We start from the raw sequence: 19,144 nt of genomic DNA on the forward strand, positions 1-19,144 counted from the left end.
TTTGGGGCAACTCGAACCTGCGAGTGACGCTTTGGGGCAACTTGATCGTCCCCGAGAAGACTCGAGCGCCGCGGGCTACTTCGTCAGCCCGCGGCGCTTCAGCAGCGGCTCGATGCGAGCGTCGCGACCACGGAACTCACGGTATGCCGCCAGCGGGTCCTTGCCGCCGCCGGCAGCGAGCACGAGGGAACGGAAGCGATCGCCGTTCTGCCTCGTCAACCCGCCGTTCTCGGTGAACCACTCGACGGCATCCGCGTCGAGGACCTCGCTCCAGATGTAGGAGTAGTAGCCGGCGTCGTATCCGCCTGAGAAGGTGTGCGCGAAATAGGTGCTCGAGTACCGCGTCGGCACCGCGGGGTTGTCGAGCCCTGCTTCGGCCAGGGCGTTACTCTCAAACGCCGCGACATCCTCGACGACCGTATCCGACCCGATTCGGTGCCAGGCTTGGTCGAGTATGGCCGCAGCCAGATATTCGCTGGTGAGGAATCCCTCATTGAACGACGTGGACCGGCGGATGTTGTCGACGAGGGTCTGTGGCATCCGCTCCCCGGTCTCATGGTGTACCGCGTAGTTGGCGAGGACCTCAGGCCACAGCATCCACATCTCATTCACCTGGCTCGGGAACTCGACGAAGTCGCGGTGCACATTCGTCCCGGCGAACCGTGGATAGTCGACCCTTGCGAAGAGGCCATGCAGGGCGTGACCGAACTCGTGGAAGAACGTTCGCACCTCGTCGAAGCTCAGCAGGGTCGGCAGACCGGGCGCCGGCTTCGGAACGTTGAGGTTGTTCACCACGACGGTGGGCTGGTCGAGCAGTGTGTTCTGAGCGATCAGCGGGTTCATCCACGCGCCGCCGCGCTTGGAATCCCGGGTGTGAAGGTCGAGGAGGTAGAGGCCGACGGGGGAGCCGTCCGCTTCGGTCACCTCGAAGACGCGAACCTCCGGATGGTAGGCGACGAGGTCGGTACGCTCCGCGAACCGCACACCGTAGAGCCGTTCAGCGGCGAAGAAGATGCCGTCGAGAAGCACCCGGTCGGCTTCGAAATACGCTCGCATGGCCGCCGTGTCGACGGCGAAGCGGGCAGCGCGCACCTGCTCGGTCAGGAACGCCCAGTCCCAGCTGTGAACGTCATACCGGTCGTCACCTGCATCCACGAGTGCCTGGAGGTCGGCCTGCTCGGTCCGGGCGTTACCTGCTGCGGCCGGTGCGAGCGAGCCGAGCATGCGTGCGACGCTCTCCGGGTTCCCCGCCGTCTCGTCTGCCGTCACGAACGCGGCGTGCGAGTCGAAGCCGAGCAGTTCTGCTCGCTCCGCCCGCAGCCGGGTGATCTCGAGCACAAGGCTCCGGTTGTCGTGATCCCCACCACGGATGCCGCGGGACCGGGACGCGCGCATGATCCGTTCCCGAACATCCCGTCGTTTCAGGCTGGCGAGGGCCGGGTGTCCCGTCGGAAGTACCAGTGTGAGCAGGTAACTGCCGTCAAGGCCGCGATCCAGCGCCGCCTGCGCCGCTGTTGAGATCTCGCCCTCGCTGAGCCCATCGAGTTCCGCCACGTCCTCGACCACGACGGCCAGGTCGTTGGTGTCAGCCAGCAGGTTCTTCTCGAACCGAGTCGTCAACGTCGAAAGGGTGCTGTTCAGAGCGCGGAGCGTCTCTTTGTCTTGCTCGCTGAGGCCGGCGCCGGAAAGGGTGAACTGGGTGTGGTACCGCTCCACGAGATATCGGGCCTGCGTGTCGAGTGCGAGCTCGTCGAGCCGATCATGCACCGAGGAGATGCGGGCGTACAGCGCCGGGTGCAGCCGGATCGCGTCGGAGTGCGCCGCGAGCAACGGGGCGATGTGCTCCTCGAGTGCCAAGGTCACCGGGTTCGAGTCCGCCGAGCTCTTGTTGAAGAACACGTTACCGACCCGTTCCAGCGTCTGGCCGGAACGCTCAAGGGCGAGGATGGTGTTCTCGAATGTGGCGGCATCCGTCGTCGTGACGACCGCCTCGATTTCTGCGAGCTGCTCGGTCATGCCCTGCTCGAAGGCGGGGCGATAGTGTTCGTCGCGGATGTCGGCGAACGGCGGCAGCTGGTACGGCAGCGTGCTTGGAACGAGGAACGGGTTCAGCGACTCTGGCATGTCCCAACCCTAGGGCCGACATGTGTACCGAGTCTCTCCGGGCGCACCCATAAGGTTGAGTCATGGCTAACTCTGAGCGCTATACGCTGGGGCATCACGAGAGCGTTCTCCGTACCCACAGTTGGCGCACCGTCGACAATTCAGCGGCATACCTGGCACCCCACCTGACCCGTGGCTCTTCGGTGCTCGATGTCGGTAGCGGCCCAGGCACGATCACGATCGACATCGCCCAGCGGGTCTTCCCCGGCAATGTCATCGGGATGGATGCCTCCGCCGACGTCTGCGTTCAGGCGTCAACGCTCGCCCGCGACAGCGACGTGCTCAACGTCGACTTCGTTGCCGGAGACGCGTACGCGCTCGACTACCCCGACGACACCTTCGACATCGTCCACGCCCACCAGGTGCTCCAGCACGTCGGCGACCCGGTCGCGGTATTGCGGGAGATGCGTCGCGTGGTGAAACCCGGCGGCATCGTCGCCGCCCGTGACGTCATCTACGGCGCAGCGTCATGGTATCCGCTGCTGCCGGGGCTCGACACGTGGATGCGCGTGTACCAGTCCGTCGCCAGGTCCAACGCCGGAGAGCCCGACGCGGGTCGCTCGCTGAAAGCGTGGGCGCGTGACGCCGGTTTCTCCGACGTGGAGAGCACCGCTTCGATCTGGTGCTTCTCCACCGACGACGACCGGGATTGGTGGGGAAGCGCGTGGGCGGTTCGCGCGCTCGAATCGAGCTTCGCACCGCAGTCGCTCGAGACCGGCGCGGCTACCCAGGTCGACCTGGAGGAAATCTCCTCGGCGTGGACCGCGTGGGTCGCCGATCCGCGCGGCTGGTACGCGATGCCGCACGGGGAGATCCTGGCACGCAAGTAGCGAAACGGATGCCGCGCGGGCCGCTGGCAGGGTGGGCCAGCCGGCGGTTAGTCCTCTTCGTCGTCGGGAAGACCGGCGTCGTGCTGGCGGATCGTCGCGCTGTCGGTCACGTCGTTGTAGGAGATGATGGTGCCGTCATCGAGCTCGAGAACCGGTCGACGCTCCAGCCAGGTGAGCGTCCAGCGCCATTGGCGGGCGTCGACGTCGTCGGCACGCAGTTCGTCCTCAACCGTCCGTACCGCCGCCACCACGACATCCGGGAGGGCGGCCGGAGGCGCCTCGCCGACGGTCCATCTCGTACCGAGTTGCATGGCGCGTCAGACGGTCAGGTCGTAGGTGACCCAGTTGGTGCGGTCGGCGACTTTGTCGTAGAGCACCTGCGCTTCGTCGTTGTCCGGCGCGGTGATCCACCGGACGATGCCCGATCGCTGGGCGCGGGCGATCTCAGTCACCCGCTCGATCAGTGCGGTCGCTATGCCGTTCCCTCGAGCATCCGGTGTGACGAACAGATCGTCGATGAAGACTCCGGTGCCGCCGGCCAGCGGGCGGGCGAAGGTGCGGTAGTGGGCGAGGCCGACCAACGTGCCGTCCTCGTTCTGGGCGACAAGAGCCGACAGTCCATGAGTCTTCTCGGTGATCCAGCTCCACACGAGCAACGCTTTCTCATCGGGCACCGGTGTGCCGTAGAAGTTGCCGTAGTCGGCGAACAGGGGCAGCCAGTTGAAGAAGTCGCGGTCTCGGGTGCTGCGAATCTCAAACGTCATGGTTTCTCCTCAACTATGGTTCGACGTAGGGGCGTCGACCGGGGCGAAGTTCACTCCGGTGACGGATAATTCGTCTCCCGAGGTGAAACTGAGTGTAACGATACGACCTACCGCCTTGAGATCCCCTTCTGCGAGGGTCAAAAGAGCGATCTGTTCCGCCGTTCCGGTGAGAGTCGCCTCGGTGAGGGTGGCTTTCTGCGACGCCTTCGCGTCGGTCTTGGCGCGACGGATGCTGGTGAGCGCCTGCCCGGTGAGGACCAGGAGCTCCGGGTTTCCGGCGCCGGTCAGCTCATCACCGGTCGGCCAGGCCGCGGCGTGCACGGATCCTTCGTTCCACCAAGACCACGATTCGTCGGCTGCGAACGGGATGAAGGGAGCGAAAAGTCGAAGCAGGACGCTGAGGGCCTCACGCAGCGCAGCGACGGCAGAAGCCTGGCCGGGGTGCTCCGCGTCATAGGCGCGTTCCTTCACGAGCTCGAGGTAGTCGTCGCAGAACGTCCAGAAGAACGACTCCGTGGTCTCGAGTGCGCGAGCGTGGTCGTACGCTTCGAAGGCTGCAGTGGCGTCGGCGACGACCGTGCGCAGCGTGGCGAGCATGCTCAGGTCGACAGGCTCGGTCACCGAGGCATCCGCCGCGGACTCGAAACTGAGGATGAACTTCGACGCGTTGAGCACCTTGATGGCGAGGCGCCGCCCGATCTTGATCTGGGTCGGGTTCTGCGGGTCGAAGCCGGCATCCGTGCCCAGCCGCGAAGAGGCTGCCCAGTATCGGACGGCATCCGAACCGTGCTTCTCGAGGATGTCCGCCGGGGTGACGACGTTGCCCTTCGATTTCGACATCTTCTTGCGGTCGGGGTCGAGGATCCAGCCCGAGAGAGCGGCATGCTCCCAGGGCTTCTCGTTGTACTCCAGCGCGGAGCGCAGCATGGTCGAGAACAACCAGGTGCGGATGATGTCCTGGCCCTGGGGACGCATGGAGTACGGGAAGACGAGGTTCCACAGTTCGGGATCCCGTTCCCAGCCGCCCGCGAGTTGCGGGGTCAGCGACGATGTGGCCCAGGTGTCCATGATGTCGAGTTCACCGACGAAACCGCCGGCAACGTTGCGCTGCGACTCGTCGTAGCCGGGGGCGGCATCGCTCGACGGGTCGACCGGCAGCGTAGCGGCATCCGGGAGAATCGGGGATTCGTAGATCGGTTCGCCGTGGCCATCGAGCGGGTACCAGAGCGGGATCGGCACACCGAAGAAGCGCTGCCGGGAGATCAGCCAGTCGCCCGTGAGGCCACCGACCCAGTTCTCGTAACGCACGCGCATGAAGTCCGGGTGCCACTGGAGCTCTTTGCCCAGTTCGATCAGCCGAGCGCGGAGTTGCTCGTCACGCGCGCCGTTCTTGATGTACCACTGGCGGGTCGACACGATCTCGAGTGGCTTGTCGCCCTTCTCGAAGAACTTCACCTGGTGCGTCGTCGGCTTGGGGTCCCCAATGAGATCGCCGGAGTCTGTGAGCAACTGCACGACGGCCTGCTTGGCGCTGAACACGGTCTTGCCGGCCAATTCGCGGTAGGCGGCCAGTCCGGACTCGGAAGTGATCACATCCGGTGCTTCGTGGATGATGCGCCCGTCGCGACCCATGATCGTCCGGTTCGGCAGATCGAGCTCACGCCACCAGACCACGTCAGTGACGTCGCCGAACGTACAGATCATGGCGATTCCGGCACCCTTGTCCGGCTGTGCCAGGTGGTGGGCGAGCACGGGAACCTCGACGCCGAACAGCGGAGTCGTCACCGTGGTGCCGAAGTAGGGCTGAAAGCGCTCGTCATCGGGATGGGCGACGAGGGCGACACAGGCGGGAAGCAACTCGGGCCGGGTGGTCTCGATCTCGATCGTGCCGCCGTCGGGCTTGGCGAAGGCGAGACGGTGATAGGAGGCTTTCTGTTCCTTGTCTTCGAGTTCGGCCTGGGCGACCGCGGTACGGAAGGTGATGTCCCACAGGGTCGGCGCCATGGCCTGGTAGGCCTCACCGCGCTCGAGGTTCCGAAGGAAGGCGAGCTGGCTCGCCCGGATCGAGTCGTCTCCGATGGTGCGGTACGACTGCGACCAGTCGACCGACAGGCCCAGAGTGCGCCACAGGGCTTCGAACTGCTTCTCGTCCTCGGCGGTGAGGCGTTCGCACAGCTCGATGAAGTTGCGGCGCGAGATGGGCTTCTGGTCTGCGGCTTTGGAGCTCTTGCCGTCTCCGCCCTCGAATGGAGGAACGAAGTCGGTGTCGTAGGGGAGCGTGGGATCGCAGCGCACACCGTAGTAGTTCTGCACCCGGCGTTCGGTGGGCAGGCCGTTGTCGTCCCAGCCCATCGGGTAGAAGACCTGCTTGCCGGTCATCCGCTGGAACCGCGCGACGACATCGGTGTGGGTGTAGCTGAAGACGTGACCGATGTGCAGCGACCCTGAGGCGGTGGGCGGGGGAGTGTCGATGGAGTACACGCAGTCGCGTCCCCCCTCAAGGGCTGCGGAGCGGTTGAACCGGTAGGTGCCCGCATCTTCCCAGACGGGACCCCATTTGGCTTCGAGGCCTTCGAGTGCCGGCTTGTCGGGAACGTGCGCGGTCATGGGGTACTCCGGTTTCGATATAGGCGGCACCGTGTGAACGTGCCTGAGTGTCTGGGGTCCTTCAATCGTAGCGGAGCCGGACGGCACAGAAACCGGGCGGGGCGCGGCTGGGCTGGGGCCCCACCAGGCGCAAGCCCCTGACACCCTGTATGGCGCTCCCTGAACTGCCGCCGTGCAGGGCCGGAATGACAGCGACGACGACACCGCGACCGAGAACGGCGGGCGGCCAGCACCCTCGTGGACTTCCTCGCGGAGGAGATTGACGCATCCGGCTCCTGAGCGTCCTACCGCGGTGCCGCATCCCCAGCGGTCTTCCCGCGCCCGGATCTCTGCGCAGCCGGCAGTGTCGAGCTACGGCGCGAACACGAGCCGCGGGGCGTCGGCCACGAGCCGTTCGGTGTACGGATGCTTCGGGTCCTCGAATACGCTCGCCGCGTCGCCGGTCTCCACGATCCGGCCGTCCTTCATGACGGCGACCCTGTCGCTCATGTGACGGATCACTCCCAGGTCGTGGGAGATGAACAGGTAGCTCAGCCCGCGGTCGGTCTGCAACCTGTCGAGCAGGTCGAGGACCTGCGCCTGGATGGTGACGTCAAGGGCTGACACCGGCTCGTCGCAGACGATCACCTCTGGCCGCGCGGCCAGTGCACGGGCGATCGACACGCGCTGCCGCTGCCCGCCGGAGAGGTGCAACGGCAGGGAACCGGCCACGGCTGCGGGCAGCCCGACGGCGTCGAGCAGCTCCCCGACGCTGGAACGGTCCGCTTCCGGTGCGAGGGCGCTCGCATCGGCGAGGATGCGGCGCACACTCAGTCGCGGGTCGAATGAGCTCAGGCTGTCCTGGTAGATGGCACCGATCCGCCGGCGCACGGGCCGACGGTCGCGTTCACGAAGCTCCGAGAACGGGCCGCCGTCGAGCAGGACGTCTCCGTCGTCCGCTGTCGCCAGGGCGAGGACGAGTCGAGCCACCGTCGTCTTCCCCGACCCGGATTCGCCGACGAGCCCGAGCGTTTCTCCTCGCCGAAGACAGAAGGAGACATCGTCCACAGCGCGGAACCGGCCAGCGGGCGACGGGAACGTCTTCACGAGGCCCCGCGCTTCGAGGACTGCCGGGGCGAGGGCATCCGGCGCTGACGCGACAGCGGGCACCGACGCCCCACCGGGAACGAGCGGGGTGTGACGGGGTTTGTCGGTGGGAACGGCGGCGATCAGGCGACGGGTGTACTCCTCACGTGGTTCGGCGAGAAGTTCCCGCGTGTTCCCCGACTCGACAACACGACCGTCCTTCATCACGAGCACCCGGTCGGCGATGGCGCTCACCACCGCGAGGTCGTGGCTGATGAGCAGGATGCCGGTTCCTCGCGATTTCACGTCGGCGAGCAACTCGAGAATGCGCGCCTGGATTGTGACGTCGAGGGCCGTGGTCGGTTCGTCAGCGATGAGCATCGGCGGGTCGAGCGCGATCGCTGAGGCGATGAGGGCTCTCTGCCGCAGTCCGCCGCTGAGCTCACCCGAACGCTGGTGGATCGCCCGTTCCGGGTCCGGCATGCCGACGCTGGCGAGAAGGCTCAGCACCCGGGTGCGGGCGTCTTCCGCCGACAGGTGCGAATGCAGGCGCACGGCGTCGCCGATCTCCCGGCCGATGGGCCGCAGCGGGTCGAGCGACACGAGAGCGTCCTGCAGAACGAGTCCGATCTGTGAGCCGCGGACAGCGCGCCAGTCGCGCTCGGTCGCTGAACGGAGGTCGCGGCCGGCGAGGCGGAGGCTCGAGGAGGTGACGAGGGACCCCCGGCCGGCGAGGCCGAGGAGGGATCGGGCCGTGACGCTTTTGCCGGACCCGGATTCGCCGACGATCGCGACGCATTCGCCTCGGGCGACCCGGAAGGAGAGGTCTCTGACCACAGCGGTGCCGTCGAAGGAGACGGAGAGCCCGTCGACCTCGAGGAGGTTCTCGTGTGCGTTCATCGCTGTCCTGCCGATCGGCGGGTGAGGCTGCGGCCGAGAACGGTCGTCGCGATCGTGGTGAGCACGATCATCAGACCGGGGAACACGGTCAGCCACCATGCAGTGCCGATGTAGGTCCGCCCCGCTGAGAGCATCGCGCCCCACTCGGCCGCCGGTGGCTGGGCGCCGAGTCCGAGGTAGCTCAGTGCAGCAGCCCACACCACCGCTTGCCCGATGCCGAGGGTTGCGAGCACCAACAGCGGAGCGAGAGCGTTCGGCAGGATGTGCCTGGTGAGGATCCGCCACGGTCCGTGGCCGAGCACACGGGCGGATTCGACGTAGGCCGATGAACGGATGCCCACCAGTTGCCCCCGGATGATCCGCGCGTATCCGGGCGCAGTCGACAAACCGACGGCGAGAGTCGCCGTGACGGGGCCGGGGCCGGCGATCACGATCACCAGCAGGGCGAGCAGCAGGCCGGGGAAAGCGAACAGGACTTCAATGGTGCGGTTCACCGTGAAGTCGAGCACCCGTCCGCCGAAACCGGCGAGCACCCCGAGAACCAGGCCGAGCGCCAGACCGATCGCGGTCGCCGAAACGCCGATCAACAGCGATGTGGAGGTGCCGGCGACAACGCGGCTGTAGATGTCCCGTCCGGATTCGTCGGTTCCGAACCAGTGCTGCAGCGACGGTCCCTGGAAAGCCTCGCGGGCGGCGATCGCGTTCGGGTCGATGGAGGACAGCGCGTTCGGGGCGACCGTCGCGATCAGCAGGAAGAGCACGAAGCCGATGGCCAGGATCTCCCCGGCACTCGGGCGTGCACGTCTGGCTGGGGCGGCGCTCGCCGCCGCCGTCCGCAGGTCCAGTTCGCTCATCGCCCCGCCTCCGCACGGCGCAGCCGAGGGTCGGCCAGCCGTGACGCGGCATCCGTGACGACCGTCATGACGATGTAGACGAGGGCGGCGAGGAGGACGACCCCCGTGACGATGGGCACGTCGCGGAGCGTGACCGCCTGCAGAAGGGTTCGGCCGAGTCCGGGGCGGGCGAAAATCGTCTCGACGACGACGGCGCCCGAGATGAGGTAGCCGAGCGCCCAGCCGGAGAGGCTGATCGCTGGCAGGCTCGCGTGGCGGAGCGCGTGGCGAAGACGGATGCCGCGTTCGCTTTCACCTCTCGCCCTCGCCGAGACGATGAACGGGGCGTCGAGGGTGTCGAGGAGGGTCTCCCGCATCACCTGCGCGAGGAAGCCGGCGAGCGGAATGGCGAGCGTGACAGTGGGGAGCACCAGCCCTGCCGGGCCGCCGGTGGAGACAGGGGGCAGCCAACCGAGGGCGCTGCTGAAGACGGCGATGAGCACCGTGGCAAGCCAGAAGTGAGGGAGTGCCGCACTGGTGAGTTCGATACCCTGGCCGAGCGATGCTGCGAACCGGCTTCCGCGGGTGGACCACAGCGAGAGCACGAGAGCGATCGCCCAGGCCACAGTGAATGCTGCAAGGGCGAGAACGAGCGTTCCCCCGATCTGGGCGGCAAGCAGGTCGGCGACGGGCACCTTGAGCGCATATGACGTGCCGAGGTCGCCGGTCAGCAGCCGGCCGAGCGCGTTCAGATACTGGACGCCCAGTGGCAGGTCAAGGCCGTAGTCCCGCCGGACCTGGTCGAGCGTCTCCTGCGATGCCTGAGAGCCCGGCCCGCCGAGGACGGCTTCGGCGGGGTCGCCGGGAATGAGCCGGATCGCGAAAAACGTGAGAGTCGCGACCGCCCATAGCACGAACACCGACCCGCCCAGGCGGAGGAGGAGCCACCGGGCAGTCCGGAAGCTCCTCGACTGGCCTGCTGGCCTAGTTTCTGCTGAGCCAGGCGTCATAGAACGTCGGCGTCGATACCGTGGGGAGTGCTCGGGCGTCTTTCACCTGGGTGCCGAGGAGGAAGTGGTTCTGCTGGTCGTACAGGGGCAGGATGTGGAAACCCTCGAGGACGATCTTCTGTGCCTGCTCGTACAGGTCTGCACGCGCGTCGGCGTCGGAGATCTCCGACGCTGCGGTCAGCAGGCCGTCGAGCTCCGGGTTGCTCAGCTGCGACAGGTTCGCGAAGTAGCCGCTGGGCGCTGGGGTGATGCCGTCGGAGTGGTACAGGATGCGGAGCACGTCTGGGCCGACCTTCGTGTACGGAGCGCTCACGAGGTCATAGTTGTTCTGGGCGAGTACGCCGTACCAGCTCGACAGGTCGAGCAGGCTGAGGTTCACCTCGAAGCCTGCGGTCTTCGCCGTCGCCTGGATCTGTTCGAAGAGGGACTGCTCGGCGGGGATCGATTGGTTCGTCGACACCGGGAAGTCGAGGGATAGGCGCTCACCGTCTTTCACGCGGTAGCCGTCGGAATCCCGTTCGGTCCAGCCGGCTTCGTCGAGCAGCGCGTTCGCTTCGTCGAGGTCGGTGGTGAAGAGGGACGCGTCGGAGTACGCGGTGCGCTCGACGCTCGACAGCGGCGAGTATGAGCGTTCTGCCGAGCCGAAGAAGAGCGACTCGATGCCGTCGTTGACGTCGACCGCCCGGATGAATGCTTCCCGCACGGCGGCGTCGTTGAACGGCGCCGTACCGGAGTTCAGCTCGATCCGGTTCGACGCCCCCGGCCGTGGTGCGTCAAGGTGGGCGAGGGTCTCAGTCTTCTGCGCTGATGCGATGGTATCGGGCTGGGCGTTGTCGATCACGTCCACCTGACCGGCCTGGAGCGCCGCGTAGCGCGAAGCGGAGTCGGGGAGGAATCGCCACTCGATCGCTTCGAGGTAGGCCTTGCCGTCGTGCTTCGCGTCGGCTGGAGGCGAGTTGTAGTTCTCGTTGCGGACGAGGGAGACATGGTCCTGCTTGACCCATTCGTCGACGACGAACGGACCGGTGCCGATTGGTGCCTGGCAGTTCTCCTCCATGCCGCGGGCGATTCCGGCGGGCGACTCGATCGCGACCCAGGGCTGCGACAGGGACTCGAGCAGTGCGCTGTCAGGCGCACTGAGGTTGAACCGAGCGACGGTGTCCGACACGACATCGACGGACGTCACTTTGCCGAGGGCGAGGTACCCGGTCGACGACTTCGTGGCTGGATCCTTCAGGTGCTCGACGTTGACTTTGACAGCCTCCGCGTTGAACGGGGTTCCGTCGGTGAAGGTGACGTCGTCCTTGAGGGTGAAGTCCCAGCTCAGGTTGTCGTCCGACACCGACCACTGGGTTGCGAGCCACGGGATGATCGTCCCGTCGGCATCTCTCGACACCAGCGAGTCGAGGAACTGCCCGGCGATCAGGGCCTGCGGATAGTTGCCGCCGACGTGGGGGTCGAGGCAGGTGGGTTCGGCGTCGCCGCTGGCGTAGGTGAGCGTGCCGCCTGCGACGGGCGTTGACCCGGAGTCGCCCGGTGTGGCCTGGCATCCGGCAAGGACAAGGGCGATTCCCGTTGCCGCGGCGACGGATGCGAGTAGGTGGCGCGCTCGCGAGTGGGGGGTGGTGTGCATGGCTGTTCCTTGGCGAGAGGGAGCGAGCGGCGAGTGCTCACGGGAGGATTGTTTATTGGACGCGGTCTAATAACGATTCTAGCGTCGATTTCCTTCCCGGAGCTCCGGGTGGCACACGGCATAGTCGATACGCTTCTTCGGGAGAGGAGCAGACATGAACGACATCGCACACCACATCGGTCGGCCGCGGCGCTCGTCGAAGCGCACGCTGGAGGAAGCGGCCGCAGAACTGTTCCTCGAGCAGACCTACGCGCGCACCACGGTCGACCAGATCGCGGCACGGGCAGGCGTGAGCCGAAACACCTTCTTCAACTATTTCGCCTCGAAATCGGACGTGCTCTGGGTCGACTTCGACGAGACGGTCGAGCGACTCGCCGACGAGCTCGCCGCGTCGGGGGCCGAGGTGGCTGTGATGGATGCCGTCCGGGACGCCATCGTGCGGGTCGCCGCATCCCACCCGGACGACCGGGTGCCGTGGGCGCTGACCCAGGTCGATCTGATGGGCACTCGCGACGACCTTGAGGCATCCGGGCTGCGGCGATTCATGAAGCAGTGCGATGTCCTCGGCTCCTTCGTCCTCCGTCGGCTCGGCGACTCGGCTGGCGCCGTTCTGCCGCAGGCGGTGGCGTTCTCGGTGATCGGCGCTGCCGCCGCCGCTGCCGGTGTCTGGGCGAGTGCGGGCATCGGGCGCCGGCCGCTCGCCGACTACGTCGCCGAGGCGATCGCTCCGGTCTGTGCCGGCTTCGCCGCGGTGCTCTAACCGCGAGTTGCCCACTTCGGCGGGTGCGCGGTACCGCTGACCCACGAGTCCGGGCAACTCGTGAGATCTTGCGCTTCTCGATGAGTTCGTGCTCCTGCGAATCGACCCGGCTCTTCGCTGCGCGACCAGCTCGCCGGTGGTATCGGGTCCGCGACCATTCGCGGATCTCTCGCCCCGGGTGAGCGGTTGCCGTCGGCGCGAGAACTTGCCGCATCGCTCGACATGAACGTCCACGCCGTGCGGAGGGCACACCAGCTGCTGCGCGACGAGGGAATTCGTCGACCTTCGCCCGGGACGCGGCGCAACCGTGACCGGCAAGGCGGCTGAATACGCCGAGTCGCGCTCCGCGATCGCCGCGGTCGTCGATGGGGCACGACTACTCGGCCTCGATCCTGCCGTCGTTACCGCACCTGTCAGAGAGGCTTCCCTATGAGCACCGCGGAACGCCCCGACCGCGCCACCGTCGTGGTCATCGGCTTGATCACCCGTTGGCCATCGTTCTGGCCAGCGCCGCTCTGATGGTGAGCTGGGTTCCGTCCCTGCCGGACCCGATCGCGATCCACCGGAGCGGAGGCTTCGGCAGCCCCTGGATGTTCGTGCTGATGCCGACGGGGATCACGGTCTTCTTCTGCGCCGTCGTGTTCGCGGGAGTGCGCGGCAGTGCTGCCGACGGCCCGCTCTCGGTGAATTCGAAGGTTCTGCTTGTCATCGGTCTCGTCATCAGCACCTTCCTCGGCATCGGGATGCTCAAGGGGCAGGAGGGCCAGGGCGGCCGGGCCGACGCGGCGGACGCCCCGGCATCGTGCTGCCCTCGCTGTTCGGCAGTCGCCGGGGTGGTGCTCGCGGGCGTCGGGTGGTTCATCCTGCCGGAGTCCGCCTCGACCGGGTTGACGGGTGAGAACGCCGAACCTGTGGCGGCCGAGTCCCGGGAGCGCCTGTACTGGTCCCGATCGGTGACTCTTGCCCCGGGTCGCTGCTTTCGTCGGTGTTGCTGACATCGGCGCCCTTGCGGTGGGCGTTACGGTGTTCCTCGTCGCACCGGAACACGGTGGCTTGCCGCGATCCCCATTCTCGTGGTGACCGCCCTCGTGTTCCTCACCTCGTTCTGGAGGGTCAGCGTGGACGCAACGCTGATGAACCGCACCCGGGCGTCCTCCTGACCGCGAGTTGCCCACTTCGGTGGGTGTGCGGCGCCGTCGACCCTCGAATCCGGGCAACTCGCGGCAGCCGCGCGCTCGAACCGCTATCCTTGAGAGATCGACTGCGATCCGGCCATCACCGGGGAGTCTCCGGAAGAACAGCACCGCGAACCTGCGGTGCCCAGTAGAACCGGGCGGGTCTGGCCCGTCACAGCCAATGAACGAGTGGCCGCTCCGTGCGGCAAGCGAGGTGGTACCGCGGATCGAACCTGATCCGCCCTCGCAGGTGAAACATCGAAACCTGCCGGGAGAAATATGCCGTACCCCAAGTCCCACGACGACGCGCCCCAGACCGGAGCCGCGTTCGGCGTGACTCCGTCGCCGAAGTTCCCTGAAATCGAGAACGACGTTCTCGCGTTCTGGAAGAGCGACGCGACCTTTGAGGCATCCGTCTCCCAGCGCGAAGGCGCAGACGAGTGGGTCTTCTACGATGGGCCCCCGTTCGCGAACGGGCTTCCGCACTACGGGCACCTTCTCACCGGCTACGCCAAGGACGTGTTCCCCCGGTTCCAGACGATGCGCGGCAAGCAGGTGCACCGCCGTTTCGGCTGGGACACCCACGGCCTCCCCGCCGAGCTCGAAGCCGAGCGCCAGCTGGGGATCACCGACAAGAGCCAGATCGAGGAGATGGGCATCGCGGCGTTCAACGCCGCAGCGAAGGACTCGGTGCTCAAATACACCGCGGACTGGGAGCGCTACGTCACCCGGCAGGCGCGCTGGGTCGACTTCGAGAACGACTACAAGACCCTCGACATCAGCTTCATGGAGAGCGTCATCTGGGCGTTCAAACAACTCCACGACAAGGGGCTGGCCTACGAGGGTTACCGCGTACTTCCGTACTGCTGGCGCGACCAGACCCCGCTGTCCAACCACGAACTGCGCATGGACGACGACGTCTACAAGATGCGCCAGGACCAGACCGTCACGGTCACCTTCCCGCTCACCGGCCTGAAGGCCGAGTCGCTCGGCCTCACGGCCGTGCGGGCACTGGCCTGGACGACGACGCCGTGGACCCTGCCCACCAACGCGGCACTGGCCGTCGGTCCAGAGATCGAATACGCGGTGATCCCCGCAGGACCGCACGGCACACCGGATGCCACGGTGCTGCGCGAGAAACACGACGCCGGTGGAACCACGGAGGTGCTCGGCGGGGAGTACCTGCTCGCGACCGCACTCGTCGGCAACTACGCCAAGGACCTCGGGTACGACTCAGCCGCGGATGCCGTCGCCGCGATCTCGCGCACCGTGGTCGGCGCTGAGCTCGAGGACGTCACCTACGACCGTCTCTTCGATTACTACTCCGACGTTGAGGAGTACGGCATGCAGAACGCATGGCGGGTCCTCGTCGCGGACTACGTCACCCTCGAAGACGGCACCGGCATCGTGCACCAGTCGCCCGCCTACGGTGAGGAGGACCAGAGGATCTGTGAAGCTGCAGGCATCCCGGTCATCATCTCCGTCGACGAAGGCGGGAAGTTCCTGCCCGAGGTCACCGACGTCGCCGGGCTGCTGTGGTTGGACGCGAACAAGCCGCTGACCCAGGTCATCCGGGATGAGGGCCGCCTGCTCCGCCAGGCGAGCTACGAGCACTCGTACCCGCACTGCTGGCGCTGCCGCAACCCGCTGATCTACAAGGCGGTGTCGAGCTGGTTCATCCGCGTCCCCGAGTTCCGCGACCGCATGGTCGACCTGAACGAGCAGATCAACTGGGTGCCAGAGAACGTCAAGCACGGGCAGTTCGGCAAGTGGATCGGCAACGCCCGTGACTGGTCGATCAGCCGCAACCGCTACTGGGGTTCCCCGATCCCGGTGTGGAAGAGCGACAACCCCGACTACCCGCGCATCGACGTGTACGGCTCGCTCGACGAACTCGAGCAGGACTTCGGCGTTCGCCCGACGGACCTCCACCGCCCGTACATCGATGAGCTGACCCGTCCGAACCCGGACGACCCCACGGGGCAGTCGACGATGCGACGCATCACGGATGTTCTCGACGTGTGGTTCGACTCCGGGTCGATGCCATTCGCACAGGTGCACTATCCGTTCGAGAACCGGGAATGGTTCGACTCGCACAACCCCGCCGACTTCATCGTCGAGTACATCGGGCAGACCCGCGGCTGGTTCTACACGCTTCACGTGCTGTCCACGGCGCTGTTCGATCGCCCGGCATTCAAGAACGTGGTCAGCCACGGCATCGTGCTCGGCAGCGACGGCCAGAAGATGTCGAAGTCGCTGCGCAACTACCCGGACGTGAACGAGGTCTTCGACCGTGACGGGTCGGATGCCATGCGCTGGTTCCTCATGTCGAGTTCCGTCCTGCGTGGGGGCAACCTCGTCGTCACCGAGGAGGGCATCCGTGAGGGTGTTCGGCAGATGCTGCTGCCGCTCTGGAACACGTGGTACTTCTTCAGCCTCTACGCGAACTCAGCGCGGGAGGGCGGCTATGACGCCCAGCGTCGCACCGACTCGACCGACGTGCTCGACCGCTACATCCTCGCCAAGAGCCGGGTGATGCTCACCGAGGTCACCGCCCACCTGGACAACCTCGACTCGACCCTCGCTGCAGCGACCCTCCGGGACTTCGCCGACGTGCTCACCAACTGGTACGTGCGCCGCTCGCGAGACCGTTTCTGGGTCGGTGTCGCGGAGGACGGCAACGGCAGCGAAGCGTTCGACACGCTCTACACGGTCCTGGAAACGCTGACCCGCGCCGCAGCTCCTCTTCTCCCGCTCGTCTCCGAGCGGATCTGGAAGGACCTCACAGGCGGCAGGAGCATCCACCTCACCGACTGGCCGGACCCGGCCGAACTGCCAGAGGACGATGTGCTGGTCCAGGCGATGGACTCGATCCGGGTCATCAGTTCAACCGTGCTCTCGCTGCGCAAACAGGCGGGACGCCGAGTGCGGCTGCCGCTGGCGAGCCTCACCGTGGTCGCCCCTGACCCTGCGGTGTTGTCGCCGTTCGAGGACATCCTGCGCGATGAACTCAACGTCAAGGAGGTGCGGTTCGTGCAATTCGCCGAGTCGAGCGCTGCCGATTACGGCATCACGTCGCGTCTCACCGTGAACGCGCGCGCCGCCGGTCCTCGCCTGGGCAAGAACGTCCAGACCGTGATCAAGGCCGCACGCGCAGGGAACTGGAGCGAACAGGACGGCGTCGTCGTCGCTGGGGGTGTGCCGCTCGAGGTGGGGGAGTACGAACTGGTCCTCGAGACGGCAGCGACCGACGGCGACTCCGGCTCCGCGCTCGCACTTCTCGCCGGGGGAGGCTTCGTCCTCCTCGACACGGCGACGACACCCGCCCTGGAGGCTGAAGGACTCGCCCGCGACGTCGTTCGCTCCGTGCAGGACACCCGCAAGGCTGCAGGATTCGACGTCAGCGACCGGATCGCCCTCGGGCTGGTCTTCTCCGACCCGGGCGACGCGGATGCTGTGTCGTTCGTCACCGACGTCGACATCGCCGCCGAGACCCTCGCGACCACCTCATCCATCCATGTGCTCGACGAAGTTCCGGAGTCGAGCCGCGCGGGCACCCCGGCGGAATGGCTTCCAGGGCTGTTCGGCGGGCCCGTCGAGTTCTATCAGGAATTCGCTGAGGGCGCGTTCGCGAACGCCGGATCGTTCACCGTGGCCGTGCGCCGCGCAACCAGGAGCATCGATGTCTGACCACGACGACGAATACACCGAGCAGGGCCGCGCCGTTTACGAAGCGTTGCTCGCGCGCACCGGTGAGGCCGCGCCGCAGCCGCGACTCGAACCGACCAGGCGGGCGCTCGACTTGCTCGGGGACCCTCAGCGGGCGTACCCGATCATCCAGATCGCCGGAACGAACGGCAAGACGAGCACGAGCCGCATGATCGAGGGCATCCTCCGCGGCTACGGCCTCCGAACAGGCCTGTTCACCAGCCCGCACCTCGTGCACTTCAACGAACGGATCGTCGTCGACGGCGAACCGATCTCGAACGAGACCCTTGTGCGCAACTGGGACGACATCCAGCCGTACATCAACATGGTCGACTTCGAACTGGAGGAATCCGGTGAACCCTCGCTGACCTTCTTCGAGGTCCTCACCGTGCTTGGGTTCGCCGTCTTCGCCGACGCGCCCGTCGATGTTGCCGTCGTCGAGGTGGGCATGGGCGGCGAGTGGGATTCCACCAACGTCGCCGACGCACAGATCGCGGTTTTCACACCGATCGACCTCGACCACACGAACCGGCTCGGATCGACGATCGCCGAGATCGCCCGCACCAAGGCTGGGATCATCAAACCGGCAGCGACTGTCGTGACCGCGGCGCAGCATCCGGATGCCATGGCGCAGCTGGTGAATGCCGCTGAGCTTTCGGAAGCACCGCTGATCGCTCAGGGCATCGACTTCGAGTTGATCAGCGACGTCGTCGCTGTCGGAGGGCAGGTCGTCAACGTGCGTGGCCGGGCTGGCGTCTACGCTGACCTGTACCTCCCGTTGTACGGTGACCACCAGGGGCAGAACGCCGCCCTCGCGATCGCTGCGGTCGAGACGTTCCTCGGCAACGGGCTGCAACGACTCTCGACCGACCCGCTCACCGAGGGACTCACCGAGGTCGAGTCGCCCGGCCGTCTCCAGCTTGTCGGGGTGGAACCCACCGTCCTGGTCGATGCCGCGCACAACCCGCACGGCGCGCGCTCCCTGGCGGCCGCGCTCGGCAAATACTTCGACTTCCGCGAGATCGTGTTCGTTCTCGGGGTGCTCGGCGACAAGGACGCGGAGGGCATCCTCGAGGTCCTCGCTCCGGTCGCCCAGCGGATCCATCTGACGGCATCCGCCTCAACCCGGTCGATCCCGGTCGACGAACTGGCCGATCGGGCCCGAGCGGCGGTCGATCCCGCCCTTGTGCACAGTTACGACAACCTCGAGGACGCCGTCTTCGAAGCTCGGGAATGGGCGAACGAGGGCGAGAGCCGACTCGTCGTCGTCACCGGTTCCGTCGTGCTCGCCGGCGAAGTGATCGAGCTGGCCGAAGAGAACGGATGGAAGAAGTGAGGCGTCAGAAACGCGGGGTACGTCAGTCCCTCGCGTCGATCGTGCTCGCCTTCGAACTGATCGTTGTCTTCCTCGCCTCCCTCGTCGCGTTCGGGCTCAAGGTCCAGCCAGGGCCTGTCGCGCTGATCGGCGGAGGAATCCTCTGCCTGGCGATCCTCTTCACCCTGGCGATGCTGCGCTACGACTGGGCTTTCGTCGTTGGCTGGGTGCTGCAAGGCGTTATCGTTGCCACGGGCATCTTCGTGCCCGTGATGTGGCTCATCGGCCTCATCTTCGCGGGCATGTGGGTGTACTGCATGATCGTCGGTGGGCGGATCGACCGACAGAACACGGCCACACAGGAAACGGAAAGTTAGAGCA

General features: G+C 66.5%; 15 protein-coding genes. 7 read left to right on the top strand and 8 right to left on the bottom strand.

Going from position 1 to position 19,144, the window contains the following annotated elements; translation table 11 throughout:
* Nucleotides 1-75 precede the first annotated feature (75 nt).
* Nucleotides 76-2,124 (bottom strand): M3 family metallopeptidase, encoded by a 2,049-nt coding sequence (locus JWP90_RS07040; RefSeq protein ID WP_297361647.1) that lies wholly within the window; start codon nucleotides 2,122-2,124, stop codon nucleotides 76-78.
* A 62-nt stretch (nucleotides 2,125-2,186) separates the two neighbouring features.
* Here JWP90_RS07040 and JWP90_RS07045 point away from each other — a divergent pair, with 62 nt between their 5' ends.
* Nucleotides 2,187-2,993, top strand: a complete 807-nt coding sequence (locus JWP90_RS07045) for a class I SAM-dependent methyltransferase (protein ID WP_297361650.1) — start codon at nucleotides 2,187-2,189, stop codon at nucleotides 2,991-2,993.
* A 47-nt stretch (nucleotides 2,994-3,040) separates the two neighbouring features.
* Here the strand turns inward: JWP90_RS07045 and JWP90_RS07050 are convergent, their stop codons facing one another.
* The 7 genes from JWP90_RS07050 to JWP90_RS07080 form a co-directional block, all read right to left on the bottom strand.
* Nucleotides 3,041-3,304 carry a hypothetical protein gene (locus tag JWP90_RS07050; RefSeq protein WP_297361653.1) on the bottom strand — a complete coding sequence of 88 codons (264 nt, stop codon included), beginning with the start codon at nucleotides 3,302-3,304 and terminating at the stop codon, nucleotides 3,041-3,043.
* Nucleotides 3,305-3,310: 6 nt separating this feature from the next.
* Nucleotides 3,311-3,757 (bottom strand): GNAT family N-acetyltransferase, encoded by a 447-nt coding sequence (locus JWP90_RS07055; protein ID WP_297361656.1) that lies wholly within the window; start codon nucleotides 3,755-3,757, stop codon nucleotides 3,311-3,313.
* A gap of 9 nt (nucleotides 3,758-3,766) precedes the next feature.
* Nucleotides 3,767-6,364, bottom strand: a complete 2,598-nt coding sequence (gene valS, locus JWP90_RS07060) for a valine--tRNA ligase (protein WP_297361659.1) — start codon at nucleotides 6,362-6,364, stop codon at nucleotides 3,767-3,769.
* Between the two features lie 351 nt (nucleotides 6,365-6,715).
* Complete coding sequence (locus JWP90_RS07065) at nucleotides 6,716-8,329, bottom strand: ABC transporter ATP-binding protein (RefSeq protein WP_297361663.1); 1,614 nt, start codon at nucleotides 8,327-8,329, stop codon at nucleotides 6,716-6,718.
* Nucleotides 8,326-9,183 carry an ABC transporter permease gene (locus tag JWP90_RS07070; RefSeq protein ID WP_297361666.1) on the bottom strand — a complete coding sequence of 286 codons (858 nt, stop codon included), beginning with the start codon at nucleotides 9,181-9,183 and terminating at the stop codon, nucleotides 8,326-8,328. Before JWP90_RS07070 ends, JWP90_RS07065 begins: the two co-directional genes overlap by 4 nt.
* Nucleotides 9,180-10,172, bottom strand: coding sequence for an ABC transporter permease (locus JWP90_RS07075; protein ID WP_297361670.1), 993 nt, complete (start codon nucleotides 10,170-10,172; stop codon nucleotides 9,180-9,182). Before JWP90_RS07075 ends, JWP90_RS07070 begins: the two co-directional genes overlap by 4 nt.
* Entirely contained in the window at nucleotides 10,147-11,805 is a 1,659-nt protein-coding gene (locus tag JWP90_RS07080; protein WP_297361673.1) for an ABC transporter substrate-binding protein, read from the bottom strand. The genes JWP90_RS07075 and JWP90_RS07080 overlap by 26 nt, the downstream gene beginning before the upstream one ends.
* A 154-nt stretch (nucleotides 11,806-11,959) precedes the next feature.
* On the opposite strand from JWP90_RS07080, the gene JWP90_RS07085 reads away from it, so the two are divergent.
* The 6 genes from JWP90_RS07085 to JWP90_RS07110 all read left to right on the top strand — a co-directional run bounded on the left by JWP90_RS07085 (nucleotide 11,960) and on the right by JWP90_RS07110 (nucleotide 19,140).
* The gene (locus tag JWP90_RS07085) at nucleotides 11,960-12,565 is read left to right on the top strand and encodes a TetR family transcriptional regulator (protein ID WP_297361675.1); all 606 of its coding nucleotides are present in this window, start codon (nucleotides 11,960-11,962) and stop codon (nucleotides 12,563-12,565) included.
* 186 nt (nucleotides 12,566-12,751) lie between these two features.
* A complete protein-coding gene (locus JWP90_RS07090; protein ID WP_297361678.1) occupies nucleotides 12,752-12,892 on the top strand; it encodes a GntR family transcriptional regulator in 141 nt (46 codons plus the stop codon).
* 161 nt (nucleotides 12,893-13,053) lie between these two features.
* Complete coding sequence (locus tag JWP90_RS07095; RefSeq protein ID WP_297361680.1) at nucleotides 13,054-13,560, top strand: hypothetical protein; 507 nt, start codon at nucleotides 13,054-13,056, stop codon at nucleotides 13,558-13,560.
* A gap of 459 nt (nucleotides 13,561-14,019) precedes the next feature.
* Nucleotides 14,020-17,430 carry an isoleucine--tRNA ligase gene (gene ileS, locus JWP90_RS07100; protein ID WP_297361683.1) on the top strand — a complete coding sequence of 1,137 codons (3,411 nt, stop codon included), beginning with the start codon at nucleotides 14,020-14,022 and terminating at the stop codon, nucleotides 17,428-17,430.
* A complete protein-coding gene (locus JWP90_RS07105) occupies nucleotides 17,423-18,784 on the top strand; it encodes a folylpolyglutamate synthase/dihydrofolate synthase family protein (protein WP_297361686.1) in 1,362 nt (453 codons plus the stop codon). The genes ileS and JWP90_RS07105 overlap by 8 nt, the downstream gene beginning before the upstream one ends.
* A complete protein-coding gene (locus JWP90_RS07110; RefSeq protein WP_297361688.1) occupies nucleotides 18,781-19,140 on the top strand; it encodes a DUF4233 domain-containing protein in 360 nt (119 codons plus the stop codon). The genes JWP90_RS07105 and JWP90_RS07110 overlap by 4 nt, the downstream gene beginning before the upstream one ends.
* Nucleotides 19,141-19,144: the final 4 nt, after the last annotated feature.

The organism is Mycetocola sp. (assembly GCF_025464835.1).
In the GTDB taxonomy this organism is placed as follows: Bacteria; Actinomycetota; Actinomycetes; order Actinomycetales; family Microbacteriaceae; genus Mycetocola_A.